Consider the following 19,113-nt stretch of genomic DNA (forward strand, 5'->3'; position numbering starts at 1 on the left):
CGCCCGTCTCGCGCGCCCCGGTGAACGCCCCGCCCTCGTAGCCGAACAGCTCGGTGGCCAGCAGGTCGCGCGGCAGGGCGCCGCAGTTGATGGCCACGAACTCGCCGGTGCGTCCGCTGCGACGATGCAGCGCGCGGGCCACCACTTCCTTGCCGGTGCCCGTCTCGCCCAACAGCAGCACGTTCGTCTTGATGGGCGCGACCTTCTGCACCATGCGGTCGATCTTCTTCCATTCTTCGGTTTCCCCGATATAATCCACCTTATCGCCGGTCGGCATGACTGCGGCATCGCTGCGACGCCCGGTCGCGCTGCGGGCGTTGCGCTCGGCTTCGTTGCCGTCTTCGAATACGAGCATGACGAACGGCTCCTGCCCTTCGATCTCCACCCTGCCGCGCCTCACGAGGTTGAGCTCGTGCACCGCGCGCGAGCGTCCCTTCTTGAATCGCACGGGCAGCGGCGCTTCCAACTTCTCCGGCAGATCGAGCACGTCCTGCACGGAGAAGTCCTTCCCCAGATAGGCGCCGAGCGATTGTGAGCCGTACGAATACTGCTCCCAGCCCGGGCAATACGCGCGCATGCCCGCGTTGCCGCCCAGGATGCGGCCGTTGGAGTCGATCAGCAACACCGGATGCTCGTAGGCCAGCATAAGCGGCTTGAAGAAGTCGACCGTCGACAGCAAAGCGCCCGCCTTCGCGCCGGCGCGATGCAAGTCGTTCGTCAACGAAACGCCGATACGGCACAGCTGAAGGGCGCTTTGCGGCAATACGGCAAACGGGCTGTTGATGTTCATCGCGCCGTAGTACTTCCCTGCGCCATCGAGGTAGGGCACTGACACGCCCGAGTACGTTTGCACGATGGCGCGATAGTGCTCGAACCCGTCGACGCGCACCGGCTTCTTCTCGTAGGCGACTAGAGTGGCGTTTCCGGTGCCCACCTCCTCTTCGCGCGTGAACGTGCCGAACGTGCGCGGGTACACCGCCAAAGGCGACAGAAGCTCGAACACGAAGTTCTCGCCGTCCATCAACGACACGTTGCAGCCCAGCATTTCCTTCAGGAACTTCATCACCGGCACCGTCGATTTGAGCGATGCCGCAAAACGTTGCCGCTTCTCTTCCAGCAGAGCAAGGTTCTGCTCGGTGAAATCGCTCGACCACGGGTTCACGCCGGCGGCGCGGCATCGAAGCCACGAGCGAGCTATTTCGGGACGCACCTTGTCTTCGAGTATGGCGCCCGTGCTGACGAACGTCTTCCAGGCCTCTATCGCGTGTTCTTTTCGATACACCACGTACGCTCCCCTCCGTTTCGATCGAGTACCTTACCGCCTTCGTTGCGACTGCCGGCCTATGCCCAGCGCCTCGCGGTACTTCGCCACGGTCCGCCGTTTGATGTCCACGCCTTCGCCGTTCAGGATGGCGGTGATCGTCGCATCGCTCAAAGGCGTGCGGCGATCCTCCTGGGCTACCAGGTCTTTGATGCGGTCTTTGATGGCCAGCGACGACAGCGCATGGCGCCGCTCCTCGGCGGAGCAGGCGACCGAGCTTGAGAAGAAGTGCTTGAGCGGAAATACGCCCCACGGGGTGAGAGCGTACTTGTCCTGCACCGTGCGGCTGATGGTGGACACGTGCACGCCCAGCGCATCGGCGGCTTGCTGCATGGTGAGCGGACGCATCCGCGCCTCACCGCCCATGAAGAAATCGTATTGGACCTCGGCTAGAAACACGCCGAACCGATGGAGCGTCTGGCGCCGCTGGTCGATGTTCGCCAGCGCCGCATCCGCCTCGGCGCGCTTCTCGTGCAACCACTCCCGCGCCTCGTCGTCCATGCCCCCGCGCTGCGCCATGCGGTCGTAGGCTCCGTTGAGCACCAGCGTTTCCGACAGCTCGCCGGTAACCTGCACCGAGAAGGCCGTGCCATCGCGCCTGATGGTGATGTCGGGGATGACGTACACGGTGCCCTTGCGCTGCGAGAAAGACGAGCCCGGGCGAGGATCGAGTGTGCAGATGACCTCGCGGATGGCGGCCAGGTCGTCGATGGTCAAATGGTAGGCGCGCATGAGTTTCGTCGTGCGGTTTTCGGCGAGGTCGTCCAGCCCGGTGCGCAGCATGTCGCGAATAACGTCCGCATAGGGAAGGCCGTCGTCGATTTGCAACGCAAGGCATTCGGCCAGATCGCGCGCGCCCACGCCGCGAGGCGACAGCTGCTGCACGAGCTCGAGCAGCCGCTGGCCGTCCTCTATCGAGCGCCCTGCTTCGGCGCAGAGCGCATGCATGCTGCCGGAAAAGTACCCGTCGTCGTCGATGTTCTCGATGAGGGCGTCAAGCAGAGCGCGATCCTCTTCGCCGACGCGCGCGCCCGTCAGCTGCATGCGCACATGGCTGTGCAGCGTTTCCGTTTGAGAGCACTCGTCGCGCAGACGGGCCAGGTCGAACCCGCGGGCATCCCAAGCGATCGCCGACGGCGGGCGCGTATCGAACCCTTCGGCAGCCGTTTCGGCATCGGCCGAAGCGTCGCCGTCCTCGTCGGGCAGCTCCTCGAACGAGAGGGAGCCGTGATCGTAGTCGAAATCGAGCAAGGGGTTGCGCTCCACCAGGTCGCGGACGTACGCGTCCAAGCGCGCGACCGGCAGCGACAGCACCTCGAGGCCTTGGATGGCCGTGGGAGCGAAATGCTGCTTGGTCCGCACCGAGACGTTGGAGCGCGCCTCCATGCGCACGGCTTGGCTCGGATAATCCGACATGCAACCCCCTTGCTGCGACGCGCTTCGGCCGCTTCCCCTCGGCGGCTGCGCGATTTCACCGACGAGCGGTGCTGATGCTCTCATTTTAAGATGATTCCGTGAAATTTTCAACCAATTATGCGATATTATAAACTCTAGCACGATTTTTGCTAATTGTTTTACTAATCTATGGAGAAAGCTCAGGAAGGACCCCTTCATGACGTGCGATCCATCAACCCCCACCATACGCGAAGCTACCCAGCAGGACGCCGCCGCCATCGCGCGCCTGGCCGAAGACGCCGGCATGGGCACGCTCACCCCGCGCGGAACGTCGTACGTCGCGCTGGACGGGGACCGCATCGTCGGGTTCATCCGCATCGTCGAAGCCGAAGGCGATCGGTACGTCAGCCCCATCGTGGTGGACCCGCAGGCGCGCAGGCTGGGCGTGGGACGCGCGCTCATGCAAGACGCTCGGGCACGCTACGGCGCGCTGCTGTTCGTCGCACGCGGCCCGGCGGTTCCTTTCTACACGGCGCTGGGATGCGAGCAGGTGGAGCGCGAGCGCATCTCGCCCGACCTCGGCGAAGACTGCGACACCTGCCCCGATTTCGCCGCCTGCCGCCCCGTCCCCATGATCTACCGCTGAGCGTCCTGAGGGGGGGGTCGCCCCCCCCTCAGGACGGTTTTGCGAACGACCTAGCGCGGGTTCTTCGCTTGCGGCGCGGGATCGGCGGGGCCGGCGTAGGTCTGCACGATGCCCGCGTAGGTGCGCGCCTCGTCGCCGACCACTTCGAGGCCGGTGTCCATCCAGTTGCGACGGCGGATGGCCACGAGCGCCCAGTCCTTCGCCGAGCCCTTGATGTAGTTCTGATCGTTCGGCTCGCCCTTCGTCCACAGCTCGCCCGACGGAAGCGTCAGCTCCAGGTACATCGGGATCTCGGGATCGAACGCGAGCCCGTTCACGTTGTACATGTTCGGACGGCCCTGCCAAGACAGGAACAGCGTGGACGTGATGCGCTCCTTGACCACAGGGTCGATGCCCAGCGCATCGTAGAGGTCGACGCTGTGCGCCCACAGCTCCATGAGGCGCGCCGACGCGAGCGAGCGCACGGACATGGGCGGGATGCCGGCCGCCCACGGCACGCGGCCCTTCGGGCCCAGCTCCAGGAAGGAAGCCGTCATGAGCGTGCGCTGCTCGCGCCACCAGTTCAGGATGTCGGCGCCGCTTTGGTCGCGAAACGCCATGACGTGGCAGTGCTCGTCCTGCTCGGATGCCGCATCGGCCACGGCGTTCACGCTCTCGCCGCGCCCGGCCAGCAGCTCCACCGCGCAGTAGTCGAAGAACGCGATGTGGCATATGACGTCCTTGAACGTCCAGGTGGTGCAGTACGACGCCATGCGGTTCCAGTCGTCCTCGGTGAAGTCCGCCACGAGGGCGTCGACCAGCGCCTGCTCGGCGATGAGGTCGTCCACGGGATTGAAGATTTCAGGCATGATGAAGTCCTTTCTATTCCTGGAATTGCTTCTGGATCGCTCGGCCGGCGATGTGGATCATGATCTCGTCGGTGCCGGCTCCGATGCGGTAGACGCGCTGGTCGCGCCACAGGCGCGAGATGCGGCAGTCCTTCGTGTAGCCGATGCCGCCCATCACCTGCAGCGCGGTGTCGCACACCTCGAAGGCGGCGCGGCCGCAGTACAGCTTCGCCACGGCGGAATCGATCTGCACCGACTCGCCGTTGTCGATCTTCCAGGCCGTCTTGTACACCCAGTTGCGCATGTTCTCGATCTTCAGGTACATGTCGGTGATGTGCTCTTGGATGAGCTGGTTCTTGCCGATGGGCTTGCCGAACTGGATGCGCTGGGTGGCGTAGCGCACCGCGTCCTCGAAGGCGCACTGGGCCGCGCCGAGCGATTGGGCGCATGCGATGAGGCGCTCCACCTCGAAGTTCACCATGGCCTGCATGAAGCCGTTGCCCTCGACGCCCACGAGGTCCTTCTCCTCCAGCTCCACGTCCTGCATGTGCAGCTCGCAGGTGTTGCCCATGTTCCAGCCGATCTTCTCCAACGGCTCGATGGAGATGCCCTGAGCCAGGTTGCCCTCGTCGTCGTGCAGCGGCACCCACCACATGGAGAAGCGGGAGCGGTTGGCGCGATCCTCGGGATCGTCGTCGGCATCGCGCGCCACGCATAGCATGTACTTGGAGTTCACGGCGTTCGTCATGAACGATTTGCTGCCGTTCAGGTACACCTTGCCGTCGCGGCGCTGGTACGTGCTGGCCAGCGACGAGCTGTCGGAGCCCGCGCCCGGCTCGGTGAAGCCCAGCACGAAACCGGGCTTGCCTGCCATGACCTCGGCGAAGCACTGCTCCTGCTGTTCGGGCGTGCCGTACTCCGTCATGTCCTTGAGCGCGCACAGGTTGCCGTACACGTAGATGGGCGCGCCGTTCTTGCAGATGCGCTCGGACACCAGCATGAGCGTGGTCACGTCCACCGGGGTGCCGCCGAACTTCTCGTCGACGCCCAGCATCTGGAAGCCGTTCTCCAGCAGCGCGTCGGTGAACTCCTGGGGCCACACGTGCTTCTCGTCGCACTCCTTGAAATACTGCTCGGTGCCATAGCGCTCCATGAGCTCGTCGACGCTGTCGAGCAGCAGCTGCTGCTCATCGGTCAAGCTGAAATCCATCTCGTCGTTCCTTTCCTTCGGTTCTCCCTAGCGTTGCTCCATGAAATACCGGTAGGCATCCCCGGCGCGCTCCCTGCGCACCCTGCCTTCGCCCATCAGATGGTCGAGGTGGGCCAGCGTTTCGCACACGACGATCCACCGCTGGATGATGGGTATCTCCTCCCAAGCGGCATGCGGAATGTTCCACGTGATGGACTTAGCAAGTTCCGTGCCAGTCATGCCGGGGCGCTCCTCGAGCTGCGCGGCGATCTCGTCGAGCCGCTGCCGATGATGCCGCTGCAGCCAGGCGATGCGCTCGGGCATGGCCTCGGCCTGGCGCCGCGGGTCGACGAACCCGTGCCCCATGCAGGCGAACTCCACGGGCAGCTGCGCCACCTTGTCCAAGCTGCGCAGGTAGTCGCCCAGGGAATCCGCCTCGCCGGGGAACGGCGCCATGTTGGGCGAGCTGTTCATCAGCAGGTGGTCGCCGTAGAACATGACCTTCTGATCGGGCAGGTACAGGCATTGGTGGCCCGGCGTGTGCCCCGGCGTGTCGACGGCGCGCATCCGGTAGCCGCCGTAGCGCAGCTCGTCCCCGTCGGCCAGGTTCGCGAAACGCTCCGGCATGGGCCACTCCACGCGCGGGATGAGGCTGGCGTCGGTGCGTTCCAGCTCGTCCAGCTCGTCCGGCGGAAACCCCTCGCACGAAAGCCGCGCCTTCACCGTGCCGCGATACGAGCTGGCACCGCGGCCGCGGAACAGCTCTTCGTCGCGCGCGCTCAGGTATACACGCGTGTCTTCGTGCGCGATGGCCGCGATCAGGCCCAGATGGTCGATGTGGAAGTGTGTGGCGAACACGTCGGTGCGCGCCATGTCAACGCGCAGATCCTGCAGCGCCGAGCGCAGCACCTCGTACGACGCCTCATGGCTGACGCCGGTATCGACCAGCAGGTTGCGCTCGTCGGTGGCGATGAGGTAGGCGTTCGTGTAGCCGATGGGCGTGCCGCCCGAGTAGGGCACCTGGATGAGGTAGATGTCGGGATCGCTGCGAAGCTTCTCGTGGTGGCGCGGCGCGGCCTGCTCCTTGCGCTCGTCGAAGTACGCCACGATATCCTGCTTGCGCACCTTGCCCGCGCTGTCGCGCTTCATGTCGTCCATGAACACCACGTAGCGGGGCTTCTTATAACTGGAAATATGGTTCTTGCAGTGCGTTTGCACCTCGGCGGCCGTGAGGTTCGAGCCCTCGCGCGGCTGGATGACGGCGGCCACGGCCTCCCCCATCACCGGGTCGCTCGTGCCGAACACGAGGCAGTCGTCGATGGCGGGGTGCGTGCGCAGCACGTTCTCCACCTCGGCGACGAACACGTTCTCGCCGCCCGATTTGATCATATCCTTCTTGCGCGACCGCACGTAGTAGTACCCATCCGCATCGCGCATCATGAGGTCGCCCGTGCGCAGCCAGCCGTCGGGCGTGAACGCCTCGTCGGTCAGGTCGGGCTGGCCGTAGTAGCCCTGCATCACCGACCGCGACCGGAACAGAGCCTCCCCCACTTCGCCGTCGGGCACCTCGTTGCCGTCCTCGTCCACCACCTTCATCTCCACGTGCTTCATCGGCCGCCCCACGCTCTCCAGCAGGGGCGAATCGGCCTCTAACATGGCCCGTGTGATCTTCAGGCTGCTGCCGGCGCCGCTTTCCGACTGTCCCCAGCCGTAGTTGAGCACCGCGTTGGGGAACTTGTCGTAGATGGCTTGGATGATGGGCTTCGTGGTGGCTCCGGCCGCGCTTTGCACGAGCCGCACCGAGCTGAGATCGCACTGGTCGATGGTGGGGCACCGCAGAAGGCGCAGGTACGTGGTAGGCGGCAGCAAGATCATGTACGTCACGCGGTAGAACTCGATGAAATGGAGGATCTGCTCGGCGTTGAACGCCTCGCAGATGACCAGCGTCGCCCCGGCCGCGAACGCGATGGTGAACCAGCTGTGGCCGCCGTGGTGCTCCAGCGGGCACTGGATGAGCACCACGTTGTCGGGATCGTCGCCGATGCCGTTGGAATCCATGATGGCGTCGAGCTCCACGAGGTCGGCTCCGTGGGTGCGTGCGGCTCCTTTCGGCAGGCCCGTGGAGCCGCCCGTGTACTGGATGCGCGACAATGCGTCGGGGTAGCGGAACAGCGGGGGCTCGGCGGTGCTGCGGCCGGCGCGCGCCCGCTCCAGATCGAGCGCGCCGGACACCTCCCCGCCTGCGCTGACCAGCGCCACGTCGGACGTGAACGATTGCGCCGCCTCGGCAACCGACGCGGCGAACTGGCTGGCGAACACGAGCACCTCGGCCCCGCTGGCATTCACCAGATAGGCGACCTCGCGCGGGATGAGCTTGTAGTTCAGCGGCACGGCCACCGCCCCGATCTTCTGGACAGCGTAGTACAGCTCAAGGAGCTCGGGGCAGTTCGGCAGCAGGTAGGCCACGCGATCGCCCGGCCGCACGCCCAAATCGCAGGTGAGCACGCCGGCCATCTGGTTGATGCGATCGTTCATGGCGCGGTAGGTGATCTCGCGTCCGTCGAACACGACGGCCGTTTTATCGGGATGCGCCCGAACGCTCGCCAAGAACGGTTCCGCTACGTTGTACTGGGCCATATCGTCTCACCTTCGCAGGGTTCAGCGGGCAAATTTCTCCATGGTGGCGGCGTACGCCTTCGTGGTCGTGCAGAACGGCGACGCCGTCGATTCGGCTTCCAGGCACGCTTCCAGGTTGCCGTCGGCCAGCGCGTTCATGATGTTCTTCGTAAGGTGGATGGACGCGTCGGGCATCCCCGCCAGCTGGCGCGCGAACCACAGCGTGTCGGCTTCGAGCGTTTCCGTCGGGAACACGCGGTTCACCACGCCCCAGTCGTACAGCTGGAGCGCGGGGATCTTGCCGCCGAAGAACAGCAGCTCCTTAGCGCGCTGCGGCCCCACCAGGTCGGGCAGCAGCTTCATCATGCCCATCTCGGGCACGATGCCGATCTGGCAGAACGCCGGCACGAACAGCGCGCGCTCGGACGCGCATACGAGGTCGGAGGCGCACACGAGCGCGAACGCCCCGCCCACGGCGTAGCCGTCCACCATCGCGACCACCGGCTTCGACATCGTGCGGATGGTGCGAACCACGGCCAAGTACCGGCGCAGCGTCTTGCGCGCGCCCTCGGGGCCCGGTTCGAGGGCGGGCCCCTGGTCGAGATCGCCGCCGCTCGAGAAATCGTCGCCCGCGCCGCGCAGCACCACCACGCGCACGCCGTCGTCGACGTCCGCCGCGCGCAGCAGCGCGTCCAGCTTGGTCATCATCTCGCCGGACAGGGCGTTCTTCTTGCGCGGCTGGTTCAGATAGACGACCTCGATGCCGCCTTCGAGACGCTCGGCGTACACGACGTCGCGCTCGGGAGCGCAGGCGAAGGACGCGTCGGATCCGACGGCTTCGGCTGCTTCGCTTGGGATGACGGGTCGATTGACGGGTCGTTCGGTTATGACACTCACTCGCGTTTCCTCTCCTACAGCGCGCATGCCGCGCGATAGCCCATCTTCGTCGCGTCGGCGATGCGCCCCGGCGTCTCGCAATCGCCCACGAGGTACACCTCGTCCACAAGCGGCTTGCACGCCTCGCCCAAATCGTGGTTCTCGGCAAGCCCCAGCGTGATGGCCACGGTCTTGGCGGGGATGAACAGCTCCATGTCGCCCTCCGGCGTGGTCTGCACGGCCCTCACGCCCTCCTCGGTGATGGCCGTGACGCGCGTGAGCGGGTACATCTCCACGTTCTCCGCCTGCTTGAAGCTGCTGATCAGCCCGAAACGATCGGACCCGCCCACGTCGAAGCCCACCTTCTTGCGCTCCTCGATGATGGCGGTGGTGCGGCCCGTCTCCATGCACAGGTGGCCGAACTCGCAGCCCGGCAGGCCGCCGCCGATGATGGCGACGTTGCGGCTGATGGGCCACGGCGACTTCTCGGTCATCGTGCGCGCGAACGACGGCGTGTAGTACATGCTGAGGAACAGCGACCCCGCGCCCCACATGAAGCTGTTGAACGCGCCCCTCTTCCCTGCGGGCTTATGGCCGTTGATCATCTCGAGGAAGTCGTGCGACGAGACGACGTTCTTGCCGTCGGCGCCCGGCACGTCCAACCCCAGGGGCTTGCCGCCCACGGCAACGATGGCCGCGTCGGGCTTGGCCTGCCGCACCGTTTCGGGCGTGACCTTCGTCTTGAGATGCACGGTGATCTGGGGATGCTGCTTCACCTGCGTGAGGAGGTAGTCCAGGTAGCGCTCGTGGTAGGGGCTGAAGATGCTGCTCATCTTCACGCACCCGCCGAGGCGCGGCCCTTCCTCGTAGAGGTCGACGGCGTGCCCGCGCTGCGCCGCGGTCAGCGCGGCGTTGATGCCCGCCGGGCCCGAGCCCACCACCATGACCTTCTTGCGCTTCGACGCCTGCGGGAACGCTTCATGGTCGAGCTCCTCGCCCAAACGCGGGTTGACGCCGCAGTAGTTGAGCGGCTTGCCCTGGCTCACCACGTCGTCCAGACAGCGGCAGCACACGATGCACAGGCGCATGTCGCAGGTGCGGTCTTCCATCACCTTGCGGGGCAGCGCCGGGTCGGCGATGCTGTAGCGCAGCCCGGCGACCACGTCCATCTTGCCGTCTTGGAGGTTCTGCTCCATCACGCGCGGATCGGTGTTGCGATACCCCTGCGCCACCGGTTTCTTCGCCACGGTCTTGATCTGCTGCGAGACGAACGTCCAGTGGCCGTCCTCGATGGCCTTCGTGGTGAGCGGCTCGCTGGTCTCGTGCCAGCCCACGGAAAGGTCGTGCAGGTCGCAGCCCGCTTCCTCCAGCATGGGGGCGATGCGCAGCGCATCCTCCATGGACAGGCCCGGACCCGCGGGGCTCTTGATGAAGTCGATGGGCGACCAGCGCACGACGATGGGGAACTTAGGTCCCACGACCTCGCGCACGCCGCGGATCACCTCGAGCGTCAGCTTCACGCGGTTCTCCAGGCTGCCGCCGTACTCGTCGGTGCGGTTGTTGGTGGCCAGCGCCATGAAGCGCGACAGGATGCCGCCCACGCCCGCCATGACCTCGATGGCGTCGAAGCCGGCTTCCTTGCACACGCGCGCCGCGTTGAAGTACTGCTGCTTGAACGCCTCGATCTGCTCGAGCGTCATGGCGCGAAAGCCGCCCATGAACTTGAGGATGGCGATGTCGGACGGGCCGTAGGGGCCTTCCGGCGTTTCGGCGTCGGGCTTCCAGTCGTGCACGTAGTACGGCTGCGCGCAGATGAGGCCGCCGTGCTTGTGCACCGGCTCGATCATGTAGCGCTGCAGGTCGGGGATGCAGCTTTCGTCGTAGCAGCTGGGAAGCTCGTGGATGTGATCGGGATCGATGTCGTTGCGCTTCCACGGGCAGATGGTCTGGATGATGAGGGCCGTCTGCCCTTCGGCGCGCTCCTCCAGGTAGTTCGCCAAACGCTGCGTGGGACGGTTGTCCTTGGTCACGTATCCCGCGCCCGGCGACATGGACGTGGTGATCATGCGGTTCTTCAAGGTGATGCCGTTCACCTGCAACGGCGATCCCAGGACGGGGTACTGCGTGCTCATGCGTTCGAATCCTCTCTTCGTTCGTGTAGATGCCGATGCAGCGTGCGGGCGCCGACAGGGGTGGCGGCGCCCACGTCGCGATCGTGGGTGACAGGTGCGATGCCTACTTTCCGCGGCGCTTCCAAGCTTTCTGCGACACCGCCAGCGTGACGGGAACCAGCACGACGGCCAGCACGTACATGCCGATGACCAGGATGAAGCACAGGTCGAACGAGCCCGTGGTGTCGTAGATCATGCCGTACACCAAGAACGATACGGCCGTTGCGATGAAGATGCCCGTGGATACCCAGCTGTAGATTTGCGAGTAGTTGAGCGATCCGAAGGCCGCGCGCGCCAGCATGGGCGCGATGACCGTGAGGCCCGCGTACCCGCCGCCGAACACCACCATGCCCGCGTAGAACAGGGCCACGTTCTCGCCCGCGATGTAGGCCAGCAGGATGCCGATGGCGCCGCACGATGCGGCGATGATGCCCGTGTACTTCACGCCGATCTTGTCGTTGAGCGCGCCCAGCACCAGCTTGAACACCACGCCGCCCACCATGATGATGGACACGGCCATGGCGCCTGCGCTCGCGCCCAGCGCACCGTGCGCGGCGAACGCGGGGATCTGCTGGAAGAAGGCGGCGCACATGACGAAGATGCAGGCCACGAGGATGAGCAGGTAGAGGCCGGGCGACTTGATGGCCTGCGCCACCGTGGCGCCCTCGTCGGGCTCGGGGGCTGCGGACTGGTTGGCCGCATCGTCTTGCTCTCCCGCGCCGAACGGAAGCAGGCCCATGACCGTGGGGCTCTTGCGCACGAACGCCACCGTCAGCACCACCGACAGCACGGTGGTCACGATGGACAGCGCCGCGCGCGCCGTCTGCCAGCCGAACTGGTTGATCAGCTCCTGGCCGATGGGGCTGGCAACGGCCGCCAAGATGGACAGCGTCGCCGCCGTGATGCTGATGGCCAAACCTGCGCTCTTCTTGAACCAGGCGTTGATCAGCACCGGAGCCGCCAGGTACATGTAGAACGCCGACGTCACGCCGTACACCACGCCGTAGAGGTTCCACTGCCACAGCTCGGTGGCGTAGGCGCTCGCCCACGATGCCAGGCCGAAGGCCGCCGAAACCGCTGCGAGGATCCAGCGCGGGTTGTACTTCTCCATCAGCTTGCCGGCTATCGGCGCGCACACGGCGGCCACCAGCGGCTGGATGGTACGGTACATGGTGGTGTCGGTTTGCGTCCAGCCGAACTGGTCCATCACCGGAGCCACGAAAATGCCCGAGGTGTTGCCGATAATGCCGGTTGGGATGGAATAGAACCCGATGCACCCGATAACGACGAGCCAAGCCCACACGGCTCCTTTGGTACGTGCAGTGCCCATGTCCTCATCTCCTTGTCTCAAATCCCCTGAAACTTCCGATAAGAGACATGGAGCAAATACCGTGCCAAGCTGACGCGATCACGGGATGAAACAAGACCGGGAAGGTGCCGTCTCGCTCGATGAGACAAAGGGACGGGGGTCGATGCCTCATTCGATCGGCCGCTCGGAACAGCGAAGGGACGGAGGATGAGACATCGTCCCCCGTCCCTTTATCCCGTTCCTCGTTTAGCCGAAGGGGCCGTTCTCCTTCTTGAGGAGCTGTTCGTCGTAGAGGCTGGCGACATCGTCGGGCGTGGCGCCCAGCTCTTCGAGGATGTCCTCGTTGTCGGCGCCGACCAGCGGCATGCCGCGCCAAATCTGCCCCGGGTTGTTCTTCATGCGCGGCACCACGTTCACACCGCGGATCGACCCGTCGTCGTAGGAGCTCTTCCACTCGGTGAAGCTCTCGCGCGCCTGGTAGTGCGGGTCGCGCTCCGCCATCTCGTACGTGTAGATGCGGCTGCACGGCACGCCGGCTTCCAGCATGAGCCGCTCAGCCTCCTCGGCGGTGTGCGATCCGAAGAACGCCTCCATCGCTTCCTCCAGCACGTTGCCCGCCTCGCTTCCGAACGAGATGACCGGCGTGCCCTCGGGGAACAGCTCGCTGCCGTACTCGAGGCCGAACAGCGGCAGCGCCGCGCGCACCACGCCGGGACCCAGGATGAGCGTGTAGATGGGCACGCCGTCCTGGCAGATGTACGTGCCGTAGCCGGCGCTCGACGTGCTGTGCGAACCCTCGCGCACAGGCAGCGCGCCCGTGTTCAGGTAGTTCAGCGCGTAGAAGCCCTCGCAGCGCAGCATGGCCTCGTACTGGGCCACGTCCACGCTGTCGCCTTTGCCCGTGCGCTGCGCGTTGATGTAACCGGCCAACGCGCCGATGCTGGCCATGAAGCCCGCATAGTAGTCCGACACCTGGGGAAACGCGAGCACCGGCAAGCGGTCGGGATACCCGTTCATCTCCATGAAGCACCCGTAGGCCTGGCCGATCCCGTCGAACGAGGCGCGCGACACGTACGCCGGGTCGCCCGTCTGGCCGAAGCCCGAGATGTGCGCGATGGTCAGCTTCGGGTTGACCTCCCACAGCGCCTCGTCGGTCATGCCCCACTTCGCCATCTGGCCGCCGCGGAAGCCGTCCACGAGGATGTCCGCCTGTTTCAGCAGCTCGAAGAACCAGGCGCGGCCCGCGCCGTCCTTCACGTTCATGCACAGCGAGCGCGTGTTACGGCGCTCCATCTGCGTGCCCCAGCCCTGCAGCGCCTGGTTCGTGGGGCGCGAGGTGTCGCGGCCACGCGGGCTTTCCACGCCGATGACCTCGGCGCCCAGGTCGGCCAGCAGGCTGCAGGCGAACGGCCCGGCGATGGCCATGGTGAGGTTGACCACCTTCACCCCTTGCAGCGGACCGAACTTCGGGCAATCTTGAGCTTTCATACGGTTCCTCCTTCTCGACAGCGCCGCCTCCGGGCGACTGCTAGGTTCACCTGCAAATTTGATGCCAACATGGCATGATATTTGCGAGTGGTTGATCGAGACGTACCCGACCGATGCAGAAGGAGCCGTCATGGCGAACAAGGATTCCGACGTCTACAAGAACTTGGTGCGCATCGAAGAGCCGGAGGCGCGCATCCACGTCGATGCGCCCGACGGCGTCCTGCCTTTGGCGCTCAACGTGGAGCTGCCCGGCGGATACGTGTCCGAAGCGGTTCCCAGCGGCGTGCGCCTGCCCCATACCGCAACCGCGATGTTCTCCACGGCCGACTCGTTCCAGCTGGCCGCCGAGTTCCACATCCTCATGGGAAACCGTCCGCTCGCCTGCGACAACATCCCGCTGTGCCGCATCCGCGTGCGCAACATCAAGTGGAGCGGCGCAGGCGTGCCCCAAATCGAGCTTCGCTTCGATATCGACGAAGCAGGCATGCTGACCGTATCGGCCGCGAACCTCGACCGCAGCAACGCCGAGATCGTCGTGTTCACGGCCGGAGACGAAGTGGCCCATGACGACGTCCGGCGGGCGCTGGCCGACGCGGACGAGCATAAGGCCGACGACCAGGCCACGCGCGACCTCATCCAGAAGATGCTCGATTGCTACGCGCTCATCGGCGCGACGAACGACTATTACAGCGCGGCGAAAAAGAAGATGGGGCACAGCGCGAAAAGCGCGTACAAGCAGGCGCGCAAGCGCCTGGAACAGGCTTTGAGCGTGGACGTGGCCGATGCGACCGACGACACGACAGCCGAGCTGCACGCCGCCGAAGCCGCCTTCCGCGACCAGCGCCAGCAGATCCTCCCCCTCTACAAGCAGGTCATGGACTGGTACCGATAAAGCGTCCGGCGCCTCATAGATCGAGCATGCGAGAACGTCCTGGAAGGGAATCCCATTCCAGGACGTTTTTTCTATTGTGAGACTTGAGGGCTTTCCGTTGTGAGACTTGAGGGTTTCGCATCATCCTAAGCAAGCCCAGCGGAGGCATTGTCGCCCCAAAAACACGGAATTGCCGACGAAACCGTGTTTTTGGGGCGACAATGTTCGCTACACGCCCCCGCAACGCAAGCGGGCCGCCCTCGGGCGGCCCGCTGTACGATTCGCGTTTGCGATCGAGCTTACTTCTTCGCCCAGGAGCGACGGCCCATGGGAACGATCACGAGCGAGCAGATGAGCGTCACCACGTAGAAGCCGATGATGAGGTAGAAGCAGCCGGCGAACGATCCGGTGATGTCGAAGATCTGCGCGTAGATGAGCGCCGAGAAACCGGAGAACACGTTGAGGCCGGTGGCCACCATCGAGAAGATGTTGGCGTAGTCCTTCTGGCCGAACGCCTGGCGGCAGGCCATAGGCGGCACGATGTTGAGCGCGGCGAAGCCGATACCGAACAGGAACACGCCCACGTAGAACATCATGGCGTTATCGACGCTGAACAGCACGATGGCGATGCCGGCGGCGCCGAAGATGCTGGCGACCACGCCGGAGACGCGGGCGCCCGTGTGGTCGCACAGCCAACCCAGACCGAACTTGCCGAACAGCTGGCCGATCATGCACACGGTCACGCCCATGGCGCCCACGGCCGCGCCCAGCGCGCCGGTGGATGCATAGGACGAGAACTGCTGCATCATGCCGGCGGCGATGACGAAGAAGCCTGCCATGATGATGAGCAGCCACAGCGCCGGGTTCTTGCGAGCCTGCGCGGCCGTGGCGCCTTCGTCAGCGGCGACGTCGATGACGGACTTGGCCTCGGACTTCGCGGACGCAACTTCGGCGGCGCCGTAGCCCCAGGGAAGCACGCCCATCTTCTCGGGCGACTCGCGCAGCAGCGCGGCGGTCAGCACGACGGACGCGACGAGCGCGATCACGCTGATGATGATACGGGCGGTGTGCCAGCCGTAGCCGCTGATCCAGCCCTGGATGACCGGGCTCATGAACGCGCCCAGCAGCGACGCGCACACGCCGATGACGCCGATGACGGTGCCGTTGCTCTTAGCGAACCAACGGTTGATGAACGTCGGCGTGGCGATGTACATCCAGAACGCGGCGGACGCGCCGTACAGCACGCCGTACACGTTCCACTGCCACGGCTCGGTGAACCAAGCACAGGCCAGCGAAGCCAAGCCGAAGACGGCGGCCGCGGCGGTCATCACCCAGCGAGGGTTGAACCTGGAGATGAGCTTGCCGGCGAACGGCGTGCAGATAGCCGCCACCCACGGCTGGATGGACATGTACAGCGTCGCGTCGGTGCGCGACCAGCCGAACTCTTCCATGACGGGCGATGCGAACAAACCGGCCTGGTTCGCCACGACGCCCAAGGGGATGGCGTAGAAGGCTACGCAGGCGACGGCGATCGCCCATGCGTAGTTGCTGCCCTTCATTGTTTCAGTTCCCATAGTGCCTCCTTTGTTTTACCTGAGAATCCCCAACGCCATAGCGATATGCAAAATCCGTGCCATCGTTAGGGCGCCAGAGGGTTCCCCTCTCTTTTCTCGCGGCGACGCGGCCCCGGTTCGAACGCGCCGGGGCCGCGCCGTCCGCCGTCGAGCTACTCGCCCTTGCGCAGCACCCCCTTCTCGTACAGCAACTCGATCTCCTTTTCCGAATAGCCGAATTCCTCGAGCACGTCCTGCGTGTCGGCGTCGTACTTCGCCCCTCCGCGCACGATCTTGCCGGGATGCTTCTTGAAGCGCGGGATCATGTTCACCTGCTTGACCGTCTTCTGCGTGATCTCGTCGTAGCAGTCGACGAACACCTCGCGCGCCTGGTAATGCGGGTCGTTCAGCATCATCTCGTAGGTCATATGGGGGCTCACCGCCACGCCCATCTGGCCGAAGATGCGGTTGACCTCCTCAACCGTGTGCTTCTCGCACCAGCTGTCCAGCGCGGCGCGGAACTTCGCAGCGCGGTCGGGCAGCGGCTCGTCCAGGCTCTTGCAGCCGGGCTTGCGCGTGACGGAGGGGTAGGTACCCAGCGGCTGGAAGTCGGGATCGTCGGCGAACCCGAAGAACTCGACGAGCTTCTTCACCGGGCCGGCGCCGCCCACGGCCACCTGGCAGTAGCCGTCCTTGCACTTCTGCGCGCCGGCGCACGCGCCCATGAGGTCTTCGTTGCCGATGCGCATGGGCTGGATGCCGTGGTTGATGCCGTCGGACAGCGTGGCGCCCTGCAGACGCACGAGCGCCTCGAACTGGCAGCAGTCGATGGACTCGCCTTCGCCCGTCTCGCGCGCGCGGATGACAGCGGCAAGCGTGGCCCAAGCGCCCATGAGACCGGTCATGAAGTCGCCGGTGAAAGGCTTCGTCACGCTGGGCGGGCTGTCGGGAAAGCCGTTGAGGTTCGAGTAGCCCGAGAACGCCTGGCCGATGGGGTCGAACGACGCCTTGCGCACGTAGTCCGGGTCGCCCCAGTTGCCGAAACCGGAAATATGCAGGATGACCAGCGCGGGGTTCGCCTCCCACAGCACCTCGTCGGTAAGGCCCCACTTCTCCCAGGTGCCGCCCTTCGACGACTCCACCAGCACGTCGGCCCACTTCACCATCTGCAGCAGGATCTCCTTGCCCTCGGGCGAGGGGATGTTCAGCGTGATCATGCGCTGGTTGCGACGGTCGACCGACCATGCGTCGCCGTACATGCGGTACATGTCGGGCGCCACCGTGCTTTCCAGCTCGATGACGTCGGCGCCTTGCTCGGCGAACAGCTCGCAGACGAACGGCGCCGCGATGACCGCGCCGGCGTTGAGCACCTTCAAGTTCTGCAAGTTGCCGAACTTGGGGCGATCCGATGACTTCATATGCGCTCCTCCTTGTGTCTTGATCCCGCACCGTGCGTCGCCCGCGCGGAGCGGGGCGACAACCGTCTCTGGCCTTCGACTTAGCAACTAGCGTGCCAATCTTTCGCTGCCGCTCTTCTCTTCTTACGCCGTCGGCGCCCCGTTATCCTCGCCTCCTCCTTTGCTTTTACTTTTGTGTATTCCTCGCGCGCCGGCTCTCAACGGGACGCTTTTTCGTATGCTGCTGGCAGGAAGACGACGACCGGAGGGCGAGCGACATGATCATCGGCATCACCACCACGTACGTTGAAGAGGAGCAGAAGGACGAGATCGTCCCCGTCGAGCGCGTGACGGTGGAATACGTGCGACGAGTGGCCGCCGCCGGCGCCGTGCCCGTGCTGCTGCCGCCCGTGGAGGGCGGCGCGGATGCGAACCGTCGAGCGGCGCGCGAACTGGTAGAACGCCTGGACGGCCTGGTGCTGGCCGGCGGCGGGGACCTCAACCCGGCGACGTACGGCGACGAAGCGCGCCTGGCCGAAACCGTGAACGTGTTCGATGGACGCGATGCCCTGGAGCTGGAGTTGGCGCGCCTTGCCCACGAGCGCGATCTGCCCATGCTGGGCATCTGCCGCGGCATGCAGGTGCTCAACGTGGCGCTGGGCGGCACGCTGTACCAGGACGTGCACGCCTGCGGGCTCACCGACGCGGCGCATCAGCAGAAGCCTCCCTACGACGTCGTGCGCCAGCGCGTCGACATCGCGCCGGGCAGCGTGCTGGACCGGGTGCTGTGCGACGGCGCGGGCGAGGGCATGGTACCAGGCTGCAAGGCGGGATGGCCCGCATCGCTCGAAACGAGCTGGGAGGGCATCGCGCCTGCGCCGCATTCGCTGCTGGTGAACACGATGCACCACCAGGCGATCGCCTGCGTGGCCGACCCGCTGCAGGTGAGCGCGGTCAGCGGCGACGGTCTGGTCGAGGGTTTGGAGGACCCATCGCGGCGCTTCTACCTCGGCGTGCAGTGGCATCCTGAGTACCTCGACGACAACGTTCCGCTGTTCGAAGCCCTGGTTGCCGCCGCGAAGTAGCACGCCCGCTCGGCCTCTTGATAGGGCGAGCGAAAAAGTGGGCGCAAAGGGACAGCCATGACAATTTCTTCGAAGCTTTCGAACGTCTTGCACTGAGGCATCGACAATACGATCGCTATATGCCCAGGTCGGAAAATCTTGGGACCATTACTGCATGAGTTTGCCATGGATAACATTGTCATGGGTACCGGTTCGCGCCCACGTCGGCGCACCGCCCATCCATGCTTGGCACGCATCGCCCGCCCTTTGTGAAGGTCGCTTGGGTTTCGCACACGGGATGGCGGGCGCTTGCTATAATCCATTTAGTTTGATTATCAAAGCATTGAAGGCGCGCCTCGAAAGCGCGGCCAAGGACGGAGCAGCATGGGC

The 19,113-nt window shown here is 65.2% G+C and carries 14 protein-coding genes; 3 read left to right on the top strand and 11 right to left on the bottom strand.

The window, feature by feature from the left end; all coding sequences use genetic code 11:
- The coding region (locus ACMO6A_RS06405) for a sigma 54-interacting transcriptional regulator (RefSeq protein ID WP_418470929.1) at positions 1-1,285 on the bottom strand (1,285 nt) is incomplete at its 3' end.
- 30 nt (positions 1,286-1,315) lie between these two features.
- Positions 1,316-2,737, bottom strand: coding sequence for an RNA polymerase factor sigma-54 (rpoN, locus tag ACMO6A_RS06410; protein WP_009305237.1), 1,422 nt, complete (start codon positions 2,735-2,737; stop codon positions 1,316-1,318).
- Positions 2,738-2,933: 196 nt separating this feature from the next.
- Here rpoN and ACMO6A_RS06415 point away from each other — a divergent pair, with 196 nt between their 5' ends.
- Positions 2,934-3,362, top strand: coding sequence for a GNAT family N-acetyltransferase (locus ACMO6A_RS06415; protein ID WP_009305238.1), 429 nt, complete (start codon positions 2,934-2,936; stop codon positions 3,360-3,362).
- A gap of 50 nt (positions 3,363-3,412) precedes the next feature.
- Here ACMO6A_RS06415 and ACMO6A_RS06420 read toward each other — a convergent pair whose 3' ends face one another.
- From ACMO6A_RS06420 to ACMO6A_RS06450, 7 genes are all read right to left on the bottom strand, one after another.
- Positions 3,413-4,210, bottom strand: coding sequence for a TIGR03084 family metal-binding protein (locus tag ACMO6A_RS06420; protein WP_009305239.1), 798 nt, complete (start codon positions 4,208-4,210; stop codon positions 3,413-3,415).
- Positions 4,211-4,223: 13 nt separating this feature from the next.
- Positions 4,224-5,399: an acyl-CoA dehydrogenase gene (locus tag ACMO6A_RS06425; protein ID WP_009305240.1), complete on the bottom strand. Its 1,176-nt coding sequence runs from the start codon at positions 5,397-5,399 to the stop codon at positions 4,224-4,226.
- A gap of 27 nt (positions 5,400-5,426) precedes the next feature.
- Positions 5,427-8,015 carry an AMP-binding protein gene (locus ACMO6A_RS06430; protein ID WP_009305241.1) on the bottom strand — a complete coding sequence of 863 codons (2,589 nt, stop codon included), beginning with the start codon at positions 8,013-8,015 and terminating at the stop codon, positions 5,427-5,429.
- A 21-nt stretch (positions 8,016-8,036) separates the two neighbouring features.
- The gene (locus ACMO6A_RS06435) at positions 8,037-8,891 is read right to left on the bottom strand and encodes an enoyl-CoA hydratase/isomerase family protein (protein WP_009305242.1); all 855 of its coding nucleotides are present in this window, start codon (positions 8,889-8,891) and stop codon (positions 8,037-8,039) included.
- 14 nt (positions 8,892-8,905) lie between these two features.
- Positions 8,906-11,002, bottom strand: coding sequence for an FAD-dependent oxidoreductase (locus ACMO6A_RS06440; protein WP_009305243.1), 2,097 nt, complete (start codon positions 11,000-11,002; stop codon positions 8,906-8,908).
- A gap of 103 nt (positions 11,003-11,105) precedes the next feature.
- Positions 11,106-12,371 (bottom strand): MFS transporter, encoded by a 1,266-nt coding sequence (locus ACMO6A_RS06445; RefSeq protein ID WP_009305244.1) that lies wholly within the window; start codon positions 12,369-12,371, stop codon positions 11,106-11,108.
- A 225-nt stretch (positions 12,372-12,596) separates the two neighbouring features.
- Positions 12,597-13,838, bottom strand: coding sequence for a CaiB/BaiF CoA transferase family protein (locus tag ACMO6A_RS06450; RefSeq protein ID WP_009609032.1), 1,242 nt, complete (start codon positions 13,836-13,838; stop codon positions 12,597-12,599).
- A gap of 130 nt (positions 13,839-13,968) precedes the next feature.
- On the opposite strand from ACMO6A_RS06450, the gene ACMO6A_RS06455 reads away from it, so the two are divergent.
- Complete coding sequence (locus tag ACMO6A_RS06455) at positions 13,969-14,730, top strand: Hsp70 family protein (protein ID WP_009609100.1); 762 nt, start codon at positions 13,969-13,971, stop codon at positions 14,728-14,730.
- A 278-nt stretch (positions 14,731-15,008) separates the two neighbouring features.
- Here ACMO6A_RS06455 and ACMO6A_RS06460 read toward each other — a convergent pair whose 3' ends face one another.
- Both ACMO6A_RS06460 and ACMO6A_RS06465 read right to left on the bottom strand, forming a co-directional pair.
- The gene (locus tag ACMO6A_RS06460) at positions 15,009-16,283 is read right to left on the bottom strand and encodes an MFS transporter (RefSeq protein WP_009609062.1); all 1,275 of its coding nucleotides are present in this window, start codon (positions 16,281-16,283) and stop codon (positions 15,009-15,011) included.
- A 152-nt stretch (positions 16,284-16,435) separates the two neighbouring features.
- Positions 16,436-17,680: a CoA transferase gene (locus ACMO6A_RS06465; RefSeq protein WP_418470935.1), complete on the bottom strand. Its 1,245-nt coding sequence runs from the start codon at positions 17,678-17,680 to the stop codon at positions 16,436-16,438.
- Positions 17,681-17,937: 257 nt separating this feature from the next.
- Here ACMO6A_RS06465 and ACMO6A_RS06470 point away from each other — a divergent pair, with 257 nt between their 5' ends.
- A complete protein-coding gene (locus ACMO6A_RS06470) occupies positions 17,938-18,744 on the top strand; it encodes a gamma-glutamyl-gamma-aminobutyrate hydrolase family protein (protein WP_009609099.1) in 807 nt (268 codons plus the stop codon).
- Positions 18,745-19,113 lie beyond the last annotated feature (369 nt).

The organism is Eggerthella sp. (genome assembly GCF_048329335.1).
In the GTDB taxonomy this organism is placed as follows: Bacteria; Actinomycetota; Coriobacteriia; order Coriobacteriales; family Eggerthellaceae; genus Eggerthella; species Eggerthella lenta.

Bases quoted from the DNA above. Each gene is read 5' to 3' on its own strand.
- ACMO6A_RS06450 (WP_009609032.1), bottom strand. From the start codon at position 13,838: ATGAAAGCTCAAGATTGCCCGAAGTTCGGTCCGCTGCAAGGGGTGAAG.
- ACMO6A_RS06420 (WP_009305239.1), bottom strand. From the start codon at position 4,210: ATGCCTGAAATCTTCAATCCCGTGGACGACCTCATCGCCGAGCAGGCG.
- ACMO6A_RS06440 (WP_009305243.1), bottom strand. From the start codon at position 11,002: ATGAGCACGCAGTACCCCGTCCTGGGATCGCCGTTGCAGGTGAACGGC.
- ACMO6A_RS06445 (WP_009305244.1), bottom strand. From the start codon at position 12,371: ATGGGCACTGCACGTACCAAAGGAGCCGTGTGGGCTTGGCTCGTCGTT.
- ACMO6A_RS06425 (WP_009305240.1), bottom strand. From the start codon at position 5,399: ATGGATTTCAGCTTGACCGATGAGCAGCAGCTGCTGCTCGACAGCGTC.
- ACMO6A_RS06415 (WP_009305238.1), top strand. From the start codon at position 2,934: ATGACGTGCGATCCATCAACCCCCACCATACGCGAAGCTACCCAGCAG.
- ACMO6A_RS06460 (WP_009609062.1), bottom strand. From the start codon at position 16,283: ATGGGAACTGAAACAATGAAGGGCAGCAACTACGCATGGGCGATCGCC.
- rpoN (WP_009305237.1), bottom strand. From the start codon at position 2,737: ATGTCGGATTATCCGAGCCAAGCCGTGCGCATGGAGGCGCGCTCCAAC.
- ACMO6A_RS06470 (WP_009609099.1), top strand. From the start codon at position 17,938: ATGATCATCGGCATCACCACCACGTACGTTGAAGAGGAGCAGAAGGAC.
- ACMO6A_RS06465 (WP_418470935.1), bottom strand. From the start codon at position 17,680: ATGAAGTCATCGGATCGCCCCAAGTTCGGCAACTTGCAGAACTTGAAG.
- ACMO6A_RS06430 (WP_009305241.1), bottom strand. From the start codon at position 8,015: ATGGCCCAGTACAACGTAGCGGAACCGTTCTTGGCGAGCGTTCGGGCG.
- ACMO6A_RS06455 (WP_009609100.1), top strand. From the start codon at position 13,969: ATGGCGAACAAGGATTCCGACGTCTACAAGAACTTGGTGCGCATCGAA.